An 18,963-nucleotide genomic window follows, 5' to 3' on the forward strand; every position below is an offset into this window, starting at 1 on the left:
CTATCAAAATCTTTCAGGTTGAATAAATATATACGCAAAAGTTTAAAGGTTGTACTTTGGGTAATCGCTAGCGTGATCCTTCTGGTCGTACTAATAGCAGTTTCGCTTAATATTCCGGCTGTTCAAAACTTTGTCAAGGACAAAGCCATAACTTATCTAAAGAAGAAAACCAAGACGGAAGTACGTCTCGAAAGCATTAAAATAGCCCTTCCTAAAGATGTCGTTCTCAATGGATTTTACATTGAGGATTTACAAGGGGATACGCTGCTATATGCACAACGACTAGCTGTCGATATCAGTCTATTAAAACTTCTTAGCAACAAAGTCGAAATTAATAACATTTCTCTCGAAAAGATCAGGGCAAATGTTACCAGAATAGACCCTGACACTACGTTTAACTTTTCTTTTTTAGTAGACGCTTTCATGTCTGATCAGACAAAGCCCGATGAGAAAGTAGAAAAAGATACAACTTCCACCATGAAGTTTGCTATTGACAAGGTAAGTTTCGAAGACATTGGGATCGTTTACCGCGATGATGTTGCGGGTAACGACCTTCGCCTTAACTTGGGTGAGTTTAAGGCTAAACTTAAAGAGTTTGACCTGGCTAATCAGCATTATGTGATCACTAGCCTATCGCTGAAAAATACAGCAGTCAAATACCTTCAGCAGAAACCATTAACCGTACTGGCTGCGCATCTCGAAAAAAGTATAGACACGACAACCACAGCGTCCGGCAAACTCCCGCTTGTGGAGATCAACGACTTCGCCTTCAATGACATCAAAATAAATTTTGATGATCAGACTTCAGGAACCGCAGCAGATGTGAACCTGAGCAGTCTTGCACTTAGCAAACTGTTTATAGATTTAACCAATGGCAATTACAAGGTTGGAGAAGGAAAGATCAACAATACCCTTGTTAATTTTAAGTCATCAGGTAATCAGGCAAAAGTAAACCTGAACGAGTTTTCATTGACGGATCTGATCGCTGATGTTAAAAATGGAAAGTATAGCCTGAACGAAACTGCGCTAAACAAATCGAACATTGTCTTCGCCATGACACCTGCTAAACCCGCAGCCAAAGCAAGGCCTACAGATAGCATAGCTAAATCAGCACCATTGTCTTTAACAGTTAACAAACTAAGCCTTGCTGAAAACAATATCCAGTTCGACAATACATCAGCGAAACCGATGAAAGGCATGGACTTTAACCACCTAAAAATTGCTAATCTTGGTTTGGTGGTTGAGGCATTAGGTTATAGCGATACAGGCATAAAGGTTAATGTGAAATCCGGTGGCTTCAGAGAAAAAAGCGGCTTCCAGCTGAACAAGCTTCAGGGAAATGTGCTGTATTCAGCTAAATTAATAAAGGTTCAGGGGTTTGAAGCAAGAACACCGAACACCGTTATTCAAAACAATACCCAACTTACTTATACTTCATTAGAAGACTTAACAAAGCATCCGGAGCGTGTTAAGATCGCGATGGCAATTAACAACACAACGATCGGATTAAAAGACGCTGCTTATTTCAGCGATGCGGTTCCAGCAAACTACAGAAATGAGAAGATCAAGGTAAACGCAAATGTGAATGGTTACATGAGCAATCTGGCTATTCCAAGACTACAAATTACCGGTTTGAAAAGCACCTTCGTTGACGTTAGTGGAACCGTTAGAGGTTTGCCTGATGTAAATAAGACCTTCCTGGATTTGAACATCAAAAGATTCTCTCTGACTAAACGAGATCTGCTGATCGTGATCCCTGCGAAATCATTACCTCCATCTATTGAGCTGCCAAATGTAATTGCTGCAAATGGAAGATTCAAAGGTTCCATCAGTAACTTCCAGACCGGATTCAACATAAGCACCGATATGGGGACTGCCCGACTGGTAGCAAACATGAAAGGCGCCAAAGGACGGGAACAGTATGCAGCGAACATCAATCTGAATAACTTCAATGTAGGCAGATTGCTAAAGATGCAACAGAAATTAGGTAGAATTACTGCAAAAGCAACTGTTAGCGGCCGTGGTCTGGACGCTAAGAAAGCCTCCGCCAAAGTAAATGCACAAGTGGTTAGTGCCTATTATAATAAATATACGTTTAGAGACTTGATGTTAAGCGCTACCTACGCTGCAGAAAAGCTAAACTTGAAAAGCAGCATGGCAGATACCAATGCAAACTTTGATTTGACTGCTGCAATCAATATGGCTGGTAAGTATCCAGCGGTGAAAGCAGACTTGGACTTAAAGCAAGTCGATCTGCAGAAACTAAACTTTAGTCCAACTGAATTCAGGTTGGCAGGGATAGTAAATGCCGACATCAAGACTGCTGATCCGGATTATTTAAACGGAGATGTAAGCGTAAGGGGTTTACAACTGGTTAAGGAAGGTCAGAAATTCAACCTGGACACTATAGATATTCACTCAGAGGCTTCTGCAGAGAGGAACTTGTTAACCCTTAGGTCTGAAGTTGTGAGTGCTCGGGTAGATGGTAAATATCAACTGACTAATCTTGGGACTGCAGTGATCAATCAGATCAATAAATATTACCAGTTTGGTGTCGTTACTAAAATTCCGGATCAACGGTTTAGGTTCAGTATGAACTTGTATAACCCTAAGTTCTTAAGCAACTTTGTGCCGGCACTAACAACCTTTAAACCGGCAAGTATTTCAGGTTTGCTCGATACTCAGAAAGATAGCTTGTTGATGCAGGCATCTTTCCCTCAAGTGGTGTATGGCGATTACAAGGTAGACACCACATTGCTCAATATCAATAATAACAATCAGAAGTTAAATTACAAGCTAACAATCAAAGGCCTGCAAAGCCCCTCTATTGCATTGTACAATACAGAGGTAAGTGGAGATGCAGCTAATAACCTTCTTGGATTAAACATATTTTTGAGAGACAATAAATTGAAAGATAAATATGTGCTTGGTGGTACTTTCAAAAGTATAAATAAGGACTATCAATTTAGTTTTGACCCTAACAAGTTGCTTTTGGACTATCAAAAATGGGTTGTTTCTCCTGATAACTATCTGCAGTTCGGACAATCAGGCATTCTTGCGCATGAATTTAATTTGAGTCAAGGCGGCCAGATGCTTAGAATTAATAGCACAGACAATGCACCGAACTCTCCTTTGAAAGTGGAGTTTAAAGACTTCAGAATTGAAACCCTAACCAAGTTTGCCAAACAGGACTCTGCGCTTGCAGGTGGTAACATTAATGGAACTGTCGATGTGCAGGACTTAGCCAGTAGTCCCAAGTTTGAGGCAAACATTACGGTGGATCAATTAAGATATCAAAAAGATCAACTTGGAACCCTTAGGATTGCTGTGAATAACAATACGGCAGATGCATTTGAGACAAACATTGCACTGACGGGTGTTCACGAACTGAGGGTTAACGGCTTTTATTATACCAAAAGGGAGAATGCCTTAGATCTGACTTTGAATATTGATAAGATTGATTTAAAGTCTTTAGAAAGCCTTTCAATGGGGCAGATTCGGAACGGTTCAGGTACGGTAACTGGTCAGCTAAATATACAAGGATCGACTGCAGCACCGAAGGTACTTGGAGATGTTAAGTTTAATCAAGCGGCCTTCACGGCAACGTACGTGGGATCTTACTTTAGAATGCCGAATGAAACAATCAGTTTCACAAATCAAGGTATAGATTTTAATAATTTTACTATACTGGATTCTTTAGGTAAAAAAGCGACGATAAGGGGTGGTGTGCTGACGACCGACTATTCAAACTTCAAGTTCAATATGGACATTGTTACTGATAATTTCAGGGCGTTGAATTCGACCTCAGCGGATAATGACATGATCTATGGTACCGTCTTCTTAACCAGTAATATTAAAGTTAGGGGAGATTTGAATCAGCCTAAGGTTGATTTGAACGTAAAGGTAGATAAGGGCACGAAGTTCTTTTTCGCAGTTCCTCTGAGTGACCCTTCTGTTATAGACCAGGAAGGCATTGTCCAATTTATTGATGCCGATGCTGCCCCTTACAATGGTCAAAAATCGTTAAATGCCGATAGTATTAGTAACGCCCCGTTGAAGGGTATTAATCTAAGTGCCAATCTGCAAATTGATCCCGAAGCGGAACTGAACGTTGTAGTAGATCCTGCGAGTGGTGATGCTTTGAAGATTAGAGGTACTGCTAACTTGATCGCTATCATGGACCCAAGTGGTAAAACCAGCTTGACGGGTAGGTATGAAATTAATGATGGATCTTATAATCTGTCTGTTGGCCCATTAAAAAGAGCCTTCAAATTTGTTAAAGGAAGTACCATTGTATGGACGGGAGATCCTATGTCTGCCAATGTCAACTTACAGGCGCTATATGAGGTAAACGCAGCACCGATAGATCTATTGAATGAGGCTCAGGACAACACCCTTAAGACTAAGCTTCCTTTCCAGGTATACCTGGTGATGAAAGACGAGCTACTTAAGCCCACGATTTCCTTCCGTATTGACTTACCGGAGAATGAAAGAGGCGCGAACCAAGGGCGTGTTTATACAAGATTGCAGCAGATCAATCAAGATCAGAATGATTTAAACAAGCAAGTCTTTGCTTTGCTCGCCCTAGGCAGATTTATAGCCGACAATCCTTTCCAAAGTTTGGCAGGTGGCGGTGGTGGTGTGTCTACACTGGCAAGGTCAAGTGTAAGTAAGCTATTGACAGAGCAATTGAATAACCTGGCATCAGATCTTATTTCTGGCGTAGAATTAAACTTCGGTGTAAATTCATCAGAGGATTACTCAACCGGTTCTTTGGAACAAAAGACAGACCTTGAGGTGGGATTATCTAAAAAGCTGTTGAACGATAGGCTGACTGTAACAGTTGGTAGTTCATTCGGTCTGGAGGGGCCTCCTACCCAGAATCAAAACTCTACGAACATCGCCGGGAATGTCAACGTGGAATATGCACTTTCACAAGATGGACGCTATCGCTTGAGGGCTTACAGGAGAAATCAGAACGAGGGCGTTGTGGAAGGTCAGATCATTGAGACTGGTTTAGGTTTCGCATTGGTTGTCGACTACAATAAGTTTAAAGAGATCTTCCAGAAAAAAGAGACTAAAGCAGAGCGCAAGGCGAGGAGAGAGAAGAATGAACAGCGGGAACAAGAAAATAGAAATAAAGAAGCACAAGAACAGAAATTAAAAGATGAAGAACCAAATTAGACTTTTAGCATTGCTCTTTTCATGCTTGGTTATTGCCAGTTGTAGCAGTACAAGAGGTCTTCAACCAGGACAGATACTATATACAGGAGCGGACGTAAAGATTAATCCCGATACCTCTGCCAAAATAGATGATGAAAAGTTTGTAAAAACAACGCTAGAAGGGAAAACAAGACCTAAGCCGAATAAGTCTATATTGGGCTTCAAATACAAACTGTTCTTTTATAATTTAGCTGGTCAACCTAAAAAAGCAAAAGGTTTTAAACATTGGTTGAGAACGAAGCTCGGCGAACCGCCTGTTTTGCTTTCAGAGGTGAAGATTAAATATAACAATGACGTTTTAACCAGTTACCTGATCAGTCAGGGTTACTTGCAGTCGGTCGTTACCGGTGATACCCTTGTAAAAGGTAAAAAAGGAAAAGCAGTATATACTGCACTGACAGGTTTACGGTATAAAATAAATAGCATCAGTTTCCCTAAAGACACAGGTAATCTCGCAAACATCATCAACAGTAACAAAGACAAGTCGCTACTGAAAGTTGGTAACTTCTATGATCTGGACACCTATAAAAATGAGCGCACCCGCATTGACAATGATCTGAAAGAATCAGGGTACTTTTACTTTAGTCCGGATTATCTGATCATGCAGGTAGACAGTACCATAGGAAAGAACCTCGTAGACATCCGCGTTAGGGTAAAAGACGTTGCCCCTGATGCGGGTGTTAAACCTTACACGATTAAAAACATCAACATCTACCCAAATTATAGCTTACGAAGAGACAGCGCATTAAGAGAACTGGATCCTCTGGTTTATCATGATTTCAATATTTTTGATACCCGAAACACATTTAAACCCAGTGTATTTGATCGATTGGTCTTCTTTAAAAAAGATGAACTATACAACAGAAGAGATCACAATTTATCATTAAACAGAATGGTAAACATTGGCGCTTTTCAAAATGTGAAGGCTGAATTTCTTCCGCTGGATAGTTTTAAAAACAACCAGCTTGACCTGAACATCTATCTGACACCGCTTAGAAAAAACTCCCTATCCTTTGGAGTAACAGGCACAAGTAAGTCGAACAATTTCGTAGGGTCTGAAGTAAAGTTAACTCAGACGACTAGAAACGTGTTTAGAGGTGCAGAGATTCTGGACATCAGTGCTAGTGGTGGGTTTGAAACACAGGTAAGTGGTAAATCTGCACAGAACTTAAATTCCTATTCTTTAACAGGGGAAGCGAAGTTGACGTTCCCAAGGTTCATCGTTCCGTTCTATAAGCCAAATTCGACGAATGCCTTTATCCCTAAGACAATAGCCTCTATATCTTATCAACTGTTAAACAGGGGTTCTTTATATACCTTGAATAGTTTTAAAGGTGAATTTGGTTACAGTTTTAAGGAGAATCAATACAAAGAGCATGTGTTTAATCCCATATCTGTCAACTATGTACAACCAAGTATAAAACAACGTGACACGGTTAAATTGTTTGATTCTATTCCAGGTTTGCAGTATACGTTGCAGCCACAATTGATCATTGGAAGTAATTACAATTTTACCTATACTAATCAAATGGATCAAACCAGAAGGAACAACATGTACTTTAATGGGTCCATTGAAACTGGTGGCAACGTTTGGGGATTGTTTACACCGAAAGACAACGAGGGACGAAGATCCTTGTTTGATGTTCCTTTGAATCAATTTGTTAGACTAGAGGCTGATTTTAGAGATTATTACAAAGTTAATAGAGGTGTCACCTGGGCAAACAGACTGAATTTAGGTTATGGATATGCTTACGGAAGCAGCACATCCTTACCTTTCGTTAGACAGTTTTTTGCGGGCGGTAGTAATGATATCAGGGCATTTAAGGCGCGAGCACTTGGACCAGGAACCTATAAAGTTTCTGATACCGTTGGATTCGCCGATCAGGGAGGAGACTATAAGTTAATGCTGAACACAGAGCTTCGCTTTAAGATAGTTAGCGTTCTATATGGCGCCCTATTCGCCGATGCTGGAAACGTCTGGTTAAGGAAAGAAGATCCTAAGAGACCAGGTTCAGAATTTAATGCTAAAAACATTTTAAATGAATTGGCTGTTGGAACGGGAGCTGGTTTAAGGGTGGATGCTTCAATCTTTGTCATTAGACTGGATGTGGCTTTCCCTCTTAGGAAACCTTACTTGCCGGAAGGACAACGCTGGGTCTTTGACCAGGTGTCTTTTGGAAGTAGTGGCTGGCGCAGAGAAAACTTGATTTATAACATTGGTATTGGTTATCCTTTCTAAATAGCATTATGGCATTTGTACACAAGACGAAGACATTTTTTATAGCATTGTATAATTTATTTGTAGCAGCTGGCAAGGGCTTTTCTGAAGACCGGGTGATGAAATTGAGCGCTGCCCTGGCTTATTATACGATCTTCTCTCTGACTCCGCTGATTGTTATTGTCATTTCAGGCGCTACCTTGTTTCTTGGGGACAAAATGAACCCAGGCTCTCAGCTCTTTTCAGAAATAAGCGGGATGGTAGGTCCTGATGCTGCGGCTCAGCTGAAAGGTTTTGTAGATCAGTCCAATTTATCCGGTAAAGGTACCTTCGGATTGATCTTAGGTATAGGAACACTTATTATTGGTGCTACGGCCATATTCATTGAGATACAGGACAGCATAAACTTAATATGGAAAGTGAAAGCAGTACCTAAAAAGGGTTGGTTAAAGATGTTAACAAATCGTTTACTTTCGTTCTCTTTAATTGCCTCCTTAGGCTTCTTGTTATTGGTTTCCCTGGTACTGAACAGTATTGTTGTGGGCATAGGCGATAAATTGGCTGGCTTGTCTTCGAAAATTGGAGTGGAGAAAGTATCAGAGTTGCTGATGTTAGTTGTGACAAATGCATTAACACTGGCGGTTGTTACCGCTATATTTACCATCATATTCAAGGTGCTACCAGATGTTCACTTAAGATGGAAACCAGCTATTATTGGCGCACTCTTTACCGCTGTGATGTTCAGTCTAGGTAAATATGTGATTGGAATTTATATTGAAAAAGGAAATCCAGGATCTGCGTTTGGAGCGGCAAGTTCGATCATCGTGATACTGGTCTGGATCTATTACACGTCCATTATCCTGTACTTCGGCGCTGAATTTACGCAAGTTTACGCTGAGAAATATGACCGTAAAGGGATTAGGCCAACAAAGTATGCAGTGCATACCAGGATAATCGTAGAAGAGAAAGTAGTTAAGGAACTTCCTCCTCAACATCCGGAAGAGACCAACGCAGGTGCAGATAATCCAGACGAATTCAATAAGTCAAAGGATGATAAAGCAAAAGATGATAAGCCAAAGGGGGCTTAAGCGGATTCCGCCAGATCTTCTTCGACAATGTCGTGCATTACCGCTGCCGTCCCTGCATCTTCTGTAGCAGAGATCAGTTCTTCGACAGTGTCTTTCTCTACTCTTAGATTGCGGATAATGTGCTGCTGCCTGTCTGGCGTATTTTTACCCATATAATACTCAAGCAGGTTTTTGATGGTTTGGTCCTTTAATATAACAGGATCCAACCTGATGTCTTTACCGATAAATAAGCCAAACTCGTCAGGAGAAATCTCCCCCAGTCCTTTAAAGCGAGTAATTTCAGGTCGGTTGCCAAGTTTCTCAATTGCCTTCTTACGCTCGTCATCGCTATAACAATAGATCGTTTCTTTCTTGTTACGCACTCTAAACAACGGCGTTTGAAGGATATAAACATGCCCCGCACGTACCAGTTCAGGGAAGAATTGCAGAAAAAAAGTCATCATCAAAAGTCTGATGTGCATTCCATCTACGTCTGCATCTGTCGCGATAACAATTTTATTGTAATGCAGACCTTCTAAGCCATCTTCAATATTTAGAGCGTGTTGTAAAAGATTAAATTCTTCGTTCTCATAAACCACTTTTTTAGTGAGTTCATAGCAGTTAAGCGGTTTACCTTTTAAACTAAATACAGCCTGACAATCTACATCTCTGGATTTAGTGATTGATCCCGAAGCAGAGTCTCCCTCGGTTATGAAAAGCGTGGTTTCGTAGCGTTTATCATGAGTGGTGTTAAAATGAACCTTGCAATCCCTAAGCTTTTTGTTGTGTAACGATGCTTTTTTAGCTCTGTCGTTCGCGAGCTTCTTAATCCCCGCAATATCTTTGCGTTCGCGCTCAGATTGCATAATCCTTTTCAGCAGCGCATCTGCTACATCGGCATGTCTGTGTAGGTAATCATCTAAATCCTTTTTTACAAAATCATTGATGAACGAGCGGACAGATGGTCCTTCCGGCCCCATGTTCTGTGAACCCAGCTTGGTCTTCGTTTGAGATTCGAAGACAGGCTCCTGGACTCTTACAGATACTGCAGCGATGATGGAAGCCCTGACATCAGCCGCATCAAACTCTTTTTTATAAAACTCACGGATCGTCTTCACCACTGCCTCTCTAAAGGCCAGCTGGTGCGTTCCTCCTTGAGTGGTATGCTGACCATTTACAAAAGAATGGTAGTCTTCACCGTATTGCTGACCATGGGTCATTGCGATTTCAATATCATTACCGATCAAATGAATGATGGGGTAACGAAGCTCCTCAGGTTTGTTAAACTTTGAAAGCAAGTCGTAAAGACCTCTTTCTGAAAAGTATTTATGATTGTTAAAATTGACAGTTAGTCCGGTGTTCAGGAACACATAGTTCCAGATCATGCTTTCGACGAAATCAGCGATGTAATGGTAATTTCTAAAAATACTTTCGTCCGGATAAAAGGTTATGGCAGTACCGTTTCTTTGGGTCGTATCAATAATGTCCTGCTCCAGAACAATCTCCCCTTTAGAAAACTCAACTTTCTTGGTCTTACCATCACGGTAAGACTGTACCACAAAATTAGTCGATAATGCATTTACAGCTTTGGTACCTACTCCGTTTAGCCCTACAGATTTTTGAAAGGCATTGCTGTCATATTTACCACCGGTATTGATCTTGGAAACGCAATCGATCACCTTCCCTAAAGGGATACCGCGACCGTAATCGCGGACGTTCACCTTCGCATCAGTAACCGTGATATCAATCGTTCTTCCAGAGCCCATCACAAATTCATCTATAGAATTGTCGACGATCTCTTTCAACAACACATAAATTCCATCGTCTTGTGCAGAACCATCTCCGAGTTTGCCGATATACATACCGGGACGGAGCCTGATGTGCTCCTTCCAGTCGAGAGATCGAATACTATCGTCGTTATAAATAGGTTCTGCCATAATGTTTGAGTGTTTTACAAAAATAGCCGAATATCGGTTGCAATCAACCACAAAGTTTCAACAAATACACATTTTGCTGTATATTCAACAATCTAAACCGCCTTCATGGAATCCAAAAAGCAACTCTCTTTATTCGACCTTTCTATGATCGTAGTGAGCCTTGTGATTGGTATGGGGATCTTTAGAACGCCAGTAAATGTCGCCAAGGCAGCACAAATACCTGAACTATTCTTCCTGGCCTGGATTGTAGGGGGCTTCATTGCACTATGTGGTGCGCTGACTTACGCTGAGATCGGCTCAAGGTTTCCGGTTACCGGCGGTTATTACAAGATCTTTTCCGAGTTCTATCATCCTTCCATAGCCTTTGCCATCAATTGCATCATCGTAGTATCCAATGCCGGTTCTGTCGCAGGCGTCTCCATCATTGGCGCAGAGTATTTTAGCAAGGTGATTTTACCTGTGGAAATGCAGACGGAGACCTTTAGAATCATCATTGCAGCCATAACAATTGTACTGTTTTATTTTCTGAATTTGCTTGGTTTACGCGTAAGTTCAAAAGCACAAAACGTCCTTTCCATCATTAAGATGGGGATGGTCATTACGCTAATAGCAGCGGTATTTGTTGGAACGAATACGGAAACTGCTGTTCCAGTATTTAAAACCGCTTCTGGCCTTGCGCCTACCTGGGTAGACTATGGAAAGGCACTGGGTGTCTGCTTAATTGCTATTTCGTTCACCTTCGGAGGATATCAACAAACGATCAACTTTGGGGGCGAGATTAAGAACGCAAAAAAAATCTTACCAAAAGGGATCATTATCGGCCTTGCCATTATCATCACCCTGTATATGGCCATCAATTATGCGTACGTCCAGGTCATCGGCTTCGAGCAACTGAAGTCGTCCGAGAGCATTGCAGCCATACTTGCAGGAAAGATCTTTGGTCCGATGGGCTTCACACTACTTTCAGGCTTGATCTATCTCTCTGTACTGGGTTATGTAAACGTTAATCTGCTAAGCAATCCCAGGGCGATGTATGCAATGGGCGAGGAAAAAGCATTACCAACAATCTTTACTAAAAAGAGTAAAAAGACAGACGTGATGTACGTTAGTCTGACCGTATTTGCCTTGATTGCAATTCTAACTGTCTTTTATGCCCAGACGTTTGATAAGATCCTTAACTATACGATATTCCTGGATTGTATTGGCATGGCAACATCAGTAGGCACTATATTCTTTCTGAGGAAACGCACCGCAAACCTGGATAAGAGCACCATTTTTACGATGAAGCTCTATCCCTTGTTGCCATTGATATTTATTGGCGCTTACCTTTTTGTGGCGATCAGCATCTACAACGATGACCCGGAAGCTGCTACCAATGGACTGCTGATATTCGTTGCATTTATTCTGATCTATTATATAAACAAACTTGTTATTAGCCCTAAGAACACCACACCTAAAAGTTAAATGCATACGAAAGAGCTGCCCCTAAATAAACAACTGGCTTATGCAGCTGGAATGATGGGCTGGAGTATGATGAGTAACCTGATCATCGTGATGCTCCCCTATTTCTATCTGCCACCCAATAATTCTGGCTTAACGCCACTGGTACCGCAGTTGCTTGTATTTGGGGCCTTCAATATCCTATCTCTCATTGCAGCTTCAGGCAGACTCTTTGATGCCATCTACGATCCTTTCATTGCCGCTGTCAGCGATGGCAGTAAAAATCCTAAAGGCAGGAGAATCCCTATTATGAAGTACTCCATACTGCCAGCGGTTGTATTCTGCTCGCTTGTCTTTTATCCGATTGTGAAGGGCGAAAGCGTGGCTAATGGCTGGTGGCTCACTCTGGTATTGGCTGGCTTTTTCATTTCTGTTACCACCTATATCATTCCCTATAACGCTTTACTTGCCGAGCTGACGCATACTCCGGAACAGAAAGTAAAGCTTTCTACCTTTCAGCAAGTGGGCTTCGTGCTAGGGATGATTGTTGCAGCGTTGGTCAACAATTATGCAGATCTGATTCAAACTCACTTTGAGATTAATGATCGTGCCCAAGCTTTGCAGTACACCATCTGGTCTTTAAGTTTCTTTGCTGGTTTGGTAATGATCTTTCCCGTGGTATCCATTAAGGAGAAAGAATACACCGCAGCAAAGCCTACACATACCGCCCTTCTGCCTGCGATCAAGAATACTTTTCGAAACAAGAACTTCAAATACTACCTGATCTCCGACTTCGCCTATTATATCGCCTTAAGTATCATCTCGAGCGGCTTACTTTTCTTCGTCACTGTGCTGCTTGGACTACCGGACTCTGATGGTGGCAAGTTCATGGGAATTATGGTTTTGCTATCGCTGCTTTTCTATCCATTTATCAATTACGGCTCAAAGCGATTTGGCAAGAAGCGCTTAGTATTGTCTGCCTTTGTGGTACTCAGCCTTATATTTATAACGATCTATTTTCTAGGAAAACTCCCTTTTCCACCAGCCATTCAGATGCTTATTCTAGTTGTTTTAGCCTCTTTTCCCCTGGCAGCGTTGGGGATCCTACCAAATGCAATACTGGCGGATATTGCACAACAAGACACTGCTGAGACCGGCGAAAACCACGAAGGGATGTTCTTTGCCGTAAAATACCTTTTTGTGAAGCTGGGTCAAACGTTAGGGATAGCGATCTTCGCAATGCTAACGGTCTATGGGAAAGATCCCGGTGATGATTATGGCTTACGGTTAAATGGTGTCGTAGGCTTTATCCTATGCGTATTCGCATTGCTCTTCTTTGCCAGATTTGAAGAAACTAAATTACCTGTAAAGCAGTTAGATAAGGATAAACAATGCCCATAAGCAAAAGCCGAAACTAATCCGTACCTTTGTCAGCGAGCGATCTAAAGCTCATTTTATTCATTAAACATAAATACATTGTTATTCGAAGATTTAAACCTGATTGAGCCTATTTTAAAAGCGCTGGAATCAGAAGGTTATACACAACCAACCCCAATACAAGAACAATCCATTCCTAGTATATTACAGAACAGAGACCTTTTAGGCTGTGCCCAAACCGGTACAGGAAAGACCGCTGCTTTTGCGATCCCAATGTTGCAGCTTTTAAGCAAGCCACATTCAAATACTAAAGTCCATAAATCAATTAAAGCATTAGTGCTTACTCCGACCCGTGAGCTGGCTATCCAGATTGAAGAAAGCTTCAAAGCCTATGGAAAAAACCTTCCAATCCGCCATTTGGTGATCTTCGGCGGCGTTGGTCAGAAAGCGCAAACAGATGCTTTACATAGAGGTGTTGACATTTTAGTTGCTACTCCTGGAAGACTTTTGGACCTGATGAACCAAGGATTCATCAACTTAAACGAGATTGAACTTTTTGTTCTCGATGAAGCGGATAGGATGCTGGACATGGGCTTTATTCATGATGTGAAAAAGGTGATTGCAAAATTACCAGCTAAAAGACAAACGTTATTCTTCTCGGCAACTATGCCTAAAGAGATTCAGACTTTAGCAAACACGATCCTGACCAACCCTGTTAAAGTTGAAGTAACTCCGGTTTCTTCTACTGCAGAGAAAATTCAACAAGAGATCTTCTATGTTGATAAGAACGATAAGAAGAACTTATTAATCCATATCCTGGCTGATAAATCGATCCAAACTGCATTGGTGTTCACAAGAACCAAGCATGGTGCAGATCGTATTGTCAAAGACCTGATCAAAGTTGGTGTTAAAGCAGAAGCTATCCACGGTAACAAGTCTCAGAATGCGAGACAACGTGCTCTGACTAACTTTAAAGCCAAAATCACACGTATCCTAGTCGCTACGGACATTGCTGCCCGTGGTATTGATGTTGATGAATTGACTCACGTGATCAATTATGAACTTCCAAATGTTCCGGAGACCTATGTCCATAGAATCGGAAGAACTGGTCGTGCGGGACTTAGCGGTACTGCCCTATCATTTTGCGATGGCGAAGAGAAAGAGTTTCTTGATGATATTGAAAAGCTGATTGGCTTGAAGCTACCAGTAACGGAAGATCATCCTTTTGCGATGAGCTGGCAAAGCCTTTTAAGCGGTGCTGCAGCAGCAAAAGCGAATGGAAAGGCTAAACCTCAGCGAGGTGCCAGACCTGAGCGTAGCGGTGGAGCTCCAAAGTCTGCTGGCGCAAGACCAGAGCGGACTGAACGCCAACCTAACCTAAGCGGAGCAAAGAGAACGCCGAGCAGTGGTAGCAGGAGGTGGAGTGGAAAGAAGACATCCAGCTAGTTTGGTAAAATAAGCCGTTCTGTTACAAGGCTGAACCCTTAGGCTCCCTGAAGAAGGGAGCAAAGTCTTCGAGGCCTTTCCACAGAAGACATATTTTCCTCTAGCAGGATAGTAAGGGGGAGAATTTGGGAAGAAAGGGAAAGGTGAAGGAAGGGAAAGGGAAAGCAAGAGGAAGGAACGGTGAAGAAAAAGAAAGGTGAAGCAACCGAATAGTGAGCAAGAAAGAAGAGGTTTATACTATATACATAAAGTATTTTAGATAACCTTATCCCCTTTCCATATACAAAAAAGGCATCAGATCTCTCTGATGCCTTTTTCTTTAGAGGAGACCCCTTCTTCTTTTCAGGTGACCCCTGCTATCGCTCTATTGAAAAATTACTTTTTCTCAGAGAAGGCCTAGCGTCTTTGCGCTTCTTCAGCGCAATTATGCAGACTTCGGAGAGAATGCTTAATTTTTAAGTCTTGCGGATTCGAATAATATGAAGCCAATGCATAAGTTTCATTATTGGATAAGTCGGATCAAACTCAAACCATTTCGAAGCAAAGTTCGGATTATTAGGTTTCTTATGGTGATTGTTCTGAAACAACTCCCCCATCATCAGGAAGTCTAAAGGCAATGAATTCTTACTATGGTCATCATTGTCATGATTCGAATAACCGTATTTATGGCCGCACCAGTTAACAATCGCTCCATGTAATGGACCCATTAGAAAATGAACCGGTAGTAAAAGGAACATCCACCAAGCCGTTGCGAAAGTAACATAGAACCAAATATACAAACCAATAAAGATTGTTCTGGTGACCCAGGAGTCCCCTATCTTGTCAATAATTGGCCATGACGGATACTTATCTCTAAACTGCTCCTCTGGTTCATGATTGAACTTCGCATAGTTTAAATAAATATTCTTGGTTTGAATCATCATTCCCCAAACATCTTTTACAAAGTGAGGAGAGTGCGGATCTTTTTCTGTATCACTGAAAGCATGGTGCATGCGATGTAAGATCGCATAAGCTCTTGGGTTTAGAAACGAAGATCCTTGAGATAGAAAAGTGATGGTATAAAAGAACTTTTCCCAAAAACCATTCATCTTAAACATCTTATGGGATGCGTAACGATGCAGAAAGAAGGTTTGAGAGAAAAGCGAAAGAAACCAGTGTGTTAAAAAGAAAAGTAAAATGATCATATATAGATATAACGGAGAATATGGGTTTTTAGATGTGCTTATCTTCCAAAATCATCTTGTACCCTAACAATATCGCTTTCATCTGACGGATTATCCAGATCGGTATGTTGCCAGATCTCAGAAACAATGCCCCAATCATCCAGTCCCACCAATCGGTGTCTTTCGCCTTGCTTTAATTTAATAGATGCTCCAGGTGCAAGTTTCTGCAAAGCTCCTTCTTCATCTGTTTGGCTGGTGACTACACCAACAGTACCATTAACTACTCTCCAGATCTCAGCACGGCGGTGGTGAAATTGCCATGATAAGCGGGTATTTGGAGCAACGATAAGAATTTTAGGACTCAGTTTCCCAGAGATCCGAAGGTCTTCTACATTTAAGCCTTCAAAATAGATGTTAGCAAATTGTTGCGCCTGATCTTCATCAATAACGAAGAAACCTCCCCATGGACGAGTTTCATCGCGGTTAACAACATTAAACCCTTCAATCTTTAAGCGTTGGGCCACGCCATCAAATATTTCTTTTTTTTGATCTGCCATTATTGTACGTATTAATTATTCCCAAACTTAGTTAAAAGTGCTATAGCTTTTATAAATGCTGTAAAAATTTAATGTTTATGCATCGTTGGAAAGCTTGTCAATCTTGAGCAAGTCACCATTGAGGTGATATATCAGGCTATTAAGTAAAGTTATATTCTTATTGTCCGACTGTACTTCTTCCGTGCAGAAGCTCCCGTATTTTTCAAAAAAATCATCATAGATATAATCGGGAACTTCGATAACGTTTAGTTCAAGCTGGCATATAGCATGGTAGAGAAGTTGCGATATAGAAAGATATACCGCATTTAAGTTAATCAGCATTTCTGCGTAATTCTTACTCTCCCAGTCGATGATGTACGCATAAAAATAATCAGATGCCACTTCATTAAACGCTTCATTCTCCATGACATCAAGCTCATCCAGGCTATTAATCAGGTAGTAAGTGGTCATACAAGTAATTACACGATCCACAGACACTAGAAGCAGCTGGACTACCGGATCATCTACGTCTTCTAAAAGTTCAAAGTCATCGGGCGCTATTGATTCCGGATCAACAAGCCCCTTTAGGTCCGACAGATTTCCTTCAAACGCCAGTATAAAAGCATTTTTAGAAAGCTCATTAATCACAAAACCTAATGTGTGAGGTATAGAACCTATGATGGCTTCTTCCACTTAATTGAATTATTTTTAACTAAAAAGGGTCTTGATAATTATCAAAACCCTTTAAACGAGACAATATTTTATTTATTTAGCCAATTGAGCATTGATACGTCTTACTATGTAGTCAATATCAAACGGCTTGCTGATGTAATCGTTAGCACCGGCGTCAAGGCTAATCTGTTTATTTTGATCATTGGCCGACATTACAATGATCGGAATATGTTTTGTGAATAAATCACTTTTTAAGTCTTTACATATGCTGGCACCATCACCATCAGGCAGCATCACATCTAGAATAAATAGATCAGGCACTGAGTCCTTTAATTTAGACTTTAATTCAGCAAATGTTGACGACAGTTGCAATTCATAACCTTCATCTTTAAGCAAAACTCCAATAATGTATCTGATATCTTCATCATCTTCAAGTACATGTATTCTTTTAATCATAATTTGATTTTGTTTTATATGGATTATGTGTGATTACTAGCAACAACTTTGCCACTAATTCGTCTTGATCCAGGCAGTTATATCGTCGATCAACAGGGATGAAACATTACCTGGCTTTCTGTATTGTTCTGCTGAACCCTTTTCAGTTTGGGTACTCAATAAATGATTTAAATCTACGTAAGGTTTTAAGGTAACATTCTTGCGCTGTCCTAATGCTGCCTTCCATAGATCGAAGTCGGCCATTGAAACCTGGAAGTCATTGCCACCCTGCGCGATGAACACCCTTTGCTTTAGTTTTTTCGCAGCATCTACCTGGCTATAATTATTAAGATCAACCCAGTAGGATGCTGGAAGGCCTAACACTACCGAATCTGCTTTGATGGTAGTACCTAAAGTAGTTAATTTCGATTTGGCGAATTCTACCTGCGCCTCCGCCATTACCTGCTTTCCAGCCGCAGTAGTGTCTTTTGTTAAGGCATAAATGTAGTTGTTTTGCTCGATGATCAGATCAGTAAGCTTCCTGGCAGGAGCTGCTAAGATAATAAGCCCGTTTAAGTCGGGAGCAAGACCAGCGATTCGGGGAGCCAACATACCGCCCAGGCTATGACCCATCAAATATAATTGTTTCTTGTTCACGCCGGGAACCGTTCTTGCTAAGGCGATGGCCGCCACTGCATCATCGACTACTTCCTCCTTAACGGTAAAAGCACCTGCGAATTCGTTCGGATAAATGATTGTTCTTTTTACGTAGCGGATGGATGCAATTCCCTTTGCTGCTAAACCTGTCGCCAAATCCTTAAGCGGCTTGTTCGGACCAACGGTACCGTCCATATCGCTAGGACCTGATCCGTGAACCAGTACTACTAAAGGGAAGTTAACACCCTTTTTCGGGACGGTCAACAAACCCACCAACTTGTGTTTCTCGGCGGTAACAAAGACCTCTTTTTCACTGTATAGCGTGGTGTCTGCGTAAGATGGCTTAATATAATCCATTGGAGCAGTTTTGGGTTGTAAAAACAAGCCGACAATCTTCTCCGTTTTATTATAGGCAAGTGTAAAGTTCTGTCCGTCATTAGCAAATTTACCTTCTACGGAAAGCACAAACAAATCTCCCTGGGTTTTACTACTTAAGATGTTAACGACCTGCAGTTTTCCGAGCTTTTCGGATATTGAGGTCCACATTTCCTGAAGTTTTGCTGCCGGAACTTTGGCTTGAAAGCTGGGATCAAAGTAGCCGTAGGCTTCTGTGTACTTTTCATTAGACATTAAGGAAAAGAAGTCTTCCGTCTTACCAAAAAGATTAAGCATTCCCTGAGAAAAAGCAGATGTGGTTGACAGCAGAATAAAGAATAAAATAATGGGCTTCTTCATGAATAATTGTGAATGGTTTAGCTATGATAAATTTGCTTAACAAAGTTAGCAAAATTT

12 protein-coding genes are annotated in these 18,963 nt (G+C 41.2%); 6 read left to right on the plus strand and 6 right to left on the minus strand.

Annotated elements, in window-relative coordinates:
* Positions 1–18: 18 nt before the first annotated feature.
* From WKF66_RS20555 to WKF66_RS20565, 3 genes are read left to right on the plus strand one after another with little or no spacing between them, the layout of a single operon-like run.
* Positions 19–5,184: a translocation/assembly module TamB domain-containing protein gene (locus WKF66_RS20555; protein ID WP_489676385.1), complete on the plus strand. Its 5,166-nt coding sequence runs from the start codon at positions 19–21 to the stop codon at positions 5,182–5,184.
* Positions 5,168–7,462, plus strand: a complete 2,295-nt coding sequence (tamL, locus tag WKF66_RS20560) for a translocation and assembly module lipoprotein TamL (RefSeq protein WP_489676386.1) — start codon at positions 5,168–5,170, stop codon at positions 7,460–7,462. The genes WKF66_RS20555 and tamL overlap by 17 nt, the downstream gene beginning before the upstream one ends.
* Before the next feature lie 8 nt (positions 7,463–7,470).
* Positions 7,471–8,529, plus strand: a complete 1,059-nt coding sequence (locus WKF66_RS20565; protein ID WP_489676387.1) for a YihY/virulence factor BrkB family protein — start codon at positions 7,471–7,473, stop codon at positions 8,527–8,529.
* Here the strand turns inward: WKF66_RS20565 and WKF66_RS20570 are convergent.
* The gene (locus WKF66_RS20570; protein WP_489676388.1) at positions 8,526–10,445 is read right to left on the minus strand and encodes a DNA topoisomerase IV subunit B; all 1,920 of its coding nucleotides are present in this window, start codon (positions 10,443–10,445) and stop codon (positions 8,526–8,528) included. The genes WKF66_RS20565 and WKF66_RS20570 overlap by 4 nt on opposite strands.
* 105 nt (positions 10,446–10,550) lie before the next feature.
* Between WKF66_RS20570 and WKF66_RS20575 the strand changes: the two genes are divergently transcribed.
* The 3 genes from WKF66_RS20575 to WKF66_RS20585 all read left to right on the plus strand — a co-directional run bounded on the left by WKF66_RS20575 (position 10,551) and on the right by WKF66_RS20585 (position 14,708).
* Positions 10,551–11,909, plus strand: coding sequence for an APC family permease (locus WKF66_RS20575; protein ID WP_489676389.1), 1,359 nt, complete (start codon positions 10,551–10,553; stop codon positions 11,907–11,909).
* Positions 11,910–13,286, plus strand: a complete 1,377-nt coding sequence (locus tag WKF66_RS20580; RefSeq protein ID WP_489676390.1) for an MFS transporter — start codon at positions 11,910–11,912, stop codon at positions 13,284–13,286.
* A gap of 75 nt (positions 13,287–13,361) precedes the next feature.
* Positions 13,362–14,708 carry a DEAD/DEAH box helicase gene (locus WKF66_RS20585; RefSeq protein WP_489676391.1) on the plus strand — a complete coding sequence of 449 codons (1,347 nt, stop codon included), beginning with the start codon at positions 13,362–13,364 and terminating at the stop codon, positions 14,706–14,708.
* Between the two features lie 455 nt (positions 14,709–15,163).
* Here WKF66_RS20585 and WKF66_RS20590 read toward each other — a convergent pair whose 3' ends face one another.
* The 5 genes from WKF66_RS20590 to WKF66_RS20610 form a co-directional block, all read right to left on the minus strand.
* The gene (locus WKF66_RS20590; protein WP_489676392.1) at positions 15,164–15,892 is read right to left on the minus strand and encodes an acyl-CoA desaturase; all 729 of its coding nucleotides are present in this window, start codon (positions 15,890–15,892) and stop codon (positions 15,164–15,166) included.
* 38 nt (positions 15,893–15,930) lie between these two features.
* Positions 15,931–16,428 (minus strand): cupin domain-containing protein, encoded by a 498-nt coding sequence (locus WKF66_RS20595; RefSeq protein ID WP_489676393.1) that lies wholly within the window; start codon positions 16,426–16,428, stop codon positions 15,931–15,933.
* Positions 16,429–16,503: 75 nt separating this feature from the next.
* Complete coding sequence (locus WKF66_RS20600) at positions 16,504–17,100, minus strand: hypothetical protein (protein WP_489676394.1); 597 nt, start codon at positions 17,098–17,100, stop codon at positions 16,504–16,506.
* Between the two features lie 72 nt (positions 17,101–17,172).
* The gene (locus tag WKF66_RS20605) at positions 17,173–17,535 is read right to left on the minus strand and encodes a response regulator transcription factor (protein WP_489676395.1); all 363 of its coding nucleotides are present in this window, start codon (positions 17,533–17,535) and stop codon (positions 17,173–17,175) included.
* Positions 17,536–17,589: 54 nt separating this feature from the next.
* Complete coding sequence (locus WKF66_RS20610) at positions 17,590–18,906, minus strand: DUF3887 domain-containing protein (protein WP_489676396.1); 1,317 nt, start codon at positions 18,904–18,906, stop codon at positions 17,590–17,592.
* Between the last annotated feature and the right edge of the window lie 57 nt (positions 18,907–18,963).

Origin of the sequence: Pedobacter sp., assembly GCF_037719805.1 — a bacterium.
GTDB lineage: Bacteria > Bacteroidota > Bacteroidia > Sphingobacteriales > Sphingobacteriaceae > Pedobacter.

Bases quoted from the DNA above. Each gene is read 5' to 3' on its own strand.
- WKF66_RS20565 (WP_489676387.1), top strand. From the start codon at position 7,471: ATGGCATTTGTACACAAGACGAAGACATTTTTTATAGCATTGTATAAT.
- WKF66_RS20610 (WP_489676396.1), bottom strand. From the start codon at position 18,906: ATGAAGAAGCCCATTATTTTATTCTTTATTCTGCTGTCAACCACATCT.
- WKF66_RS20605 (WP_489676395.1), bottom strand. From the start codon at position 17,535: ATGATTAAAAGAATACATGTACTTGAAGATGATGAAGATATCAGATAC.
- WKF66_RS20580 (WP_489676390.1), top strand. From the start codon at position 11,910: ATGCATACGAAAGAGCTGCCCCTAAATAAACAACTGGCTTATGCAGCT.
- WKF66_RS20575 (WP_489676389.1), top strand. From the start codon at position 10,551: ATGGAATCCAAAAAGCAACTCTCTTTATTCGACCTTTCTATGATCGTA.
- WKF66_RS20595 (WP_489676393.1), bottom strand. From the start codon at position 16,428: ATGGCAGATCAAAAAAAAGAAATATTTGATGGCGTGGCCCAACGCTTA.
- WKF66_RS20570 (WP_489676388.1), bottom strand. From the start codon at position 10,445: ATGGCAGAACCTATTTATAACGACGATAGTATTCGATCTCTCGACTGG.
- tamL (WP_489676386.1), top strand. From the start codon at position 5,168: ATGAAGAACCAAATTAGACTTTTAGCATTGCTCTTTTCATGCTTGGTT.
- WKF66_RS20590 (WP_489676392.1), bottom strand. From the start codon at position 15,892: ATGATCATTTTACTTTTCTTTTTAACACACTGGTTTCTTTCGCTTTTC.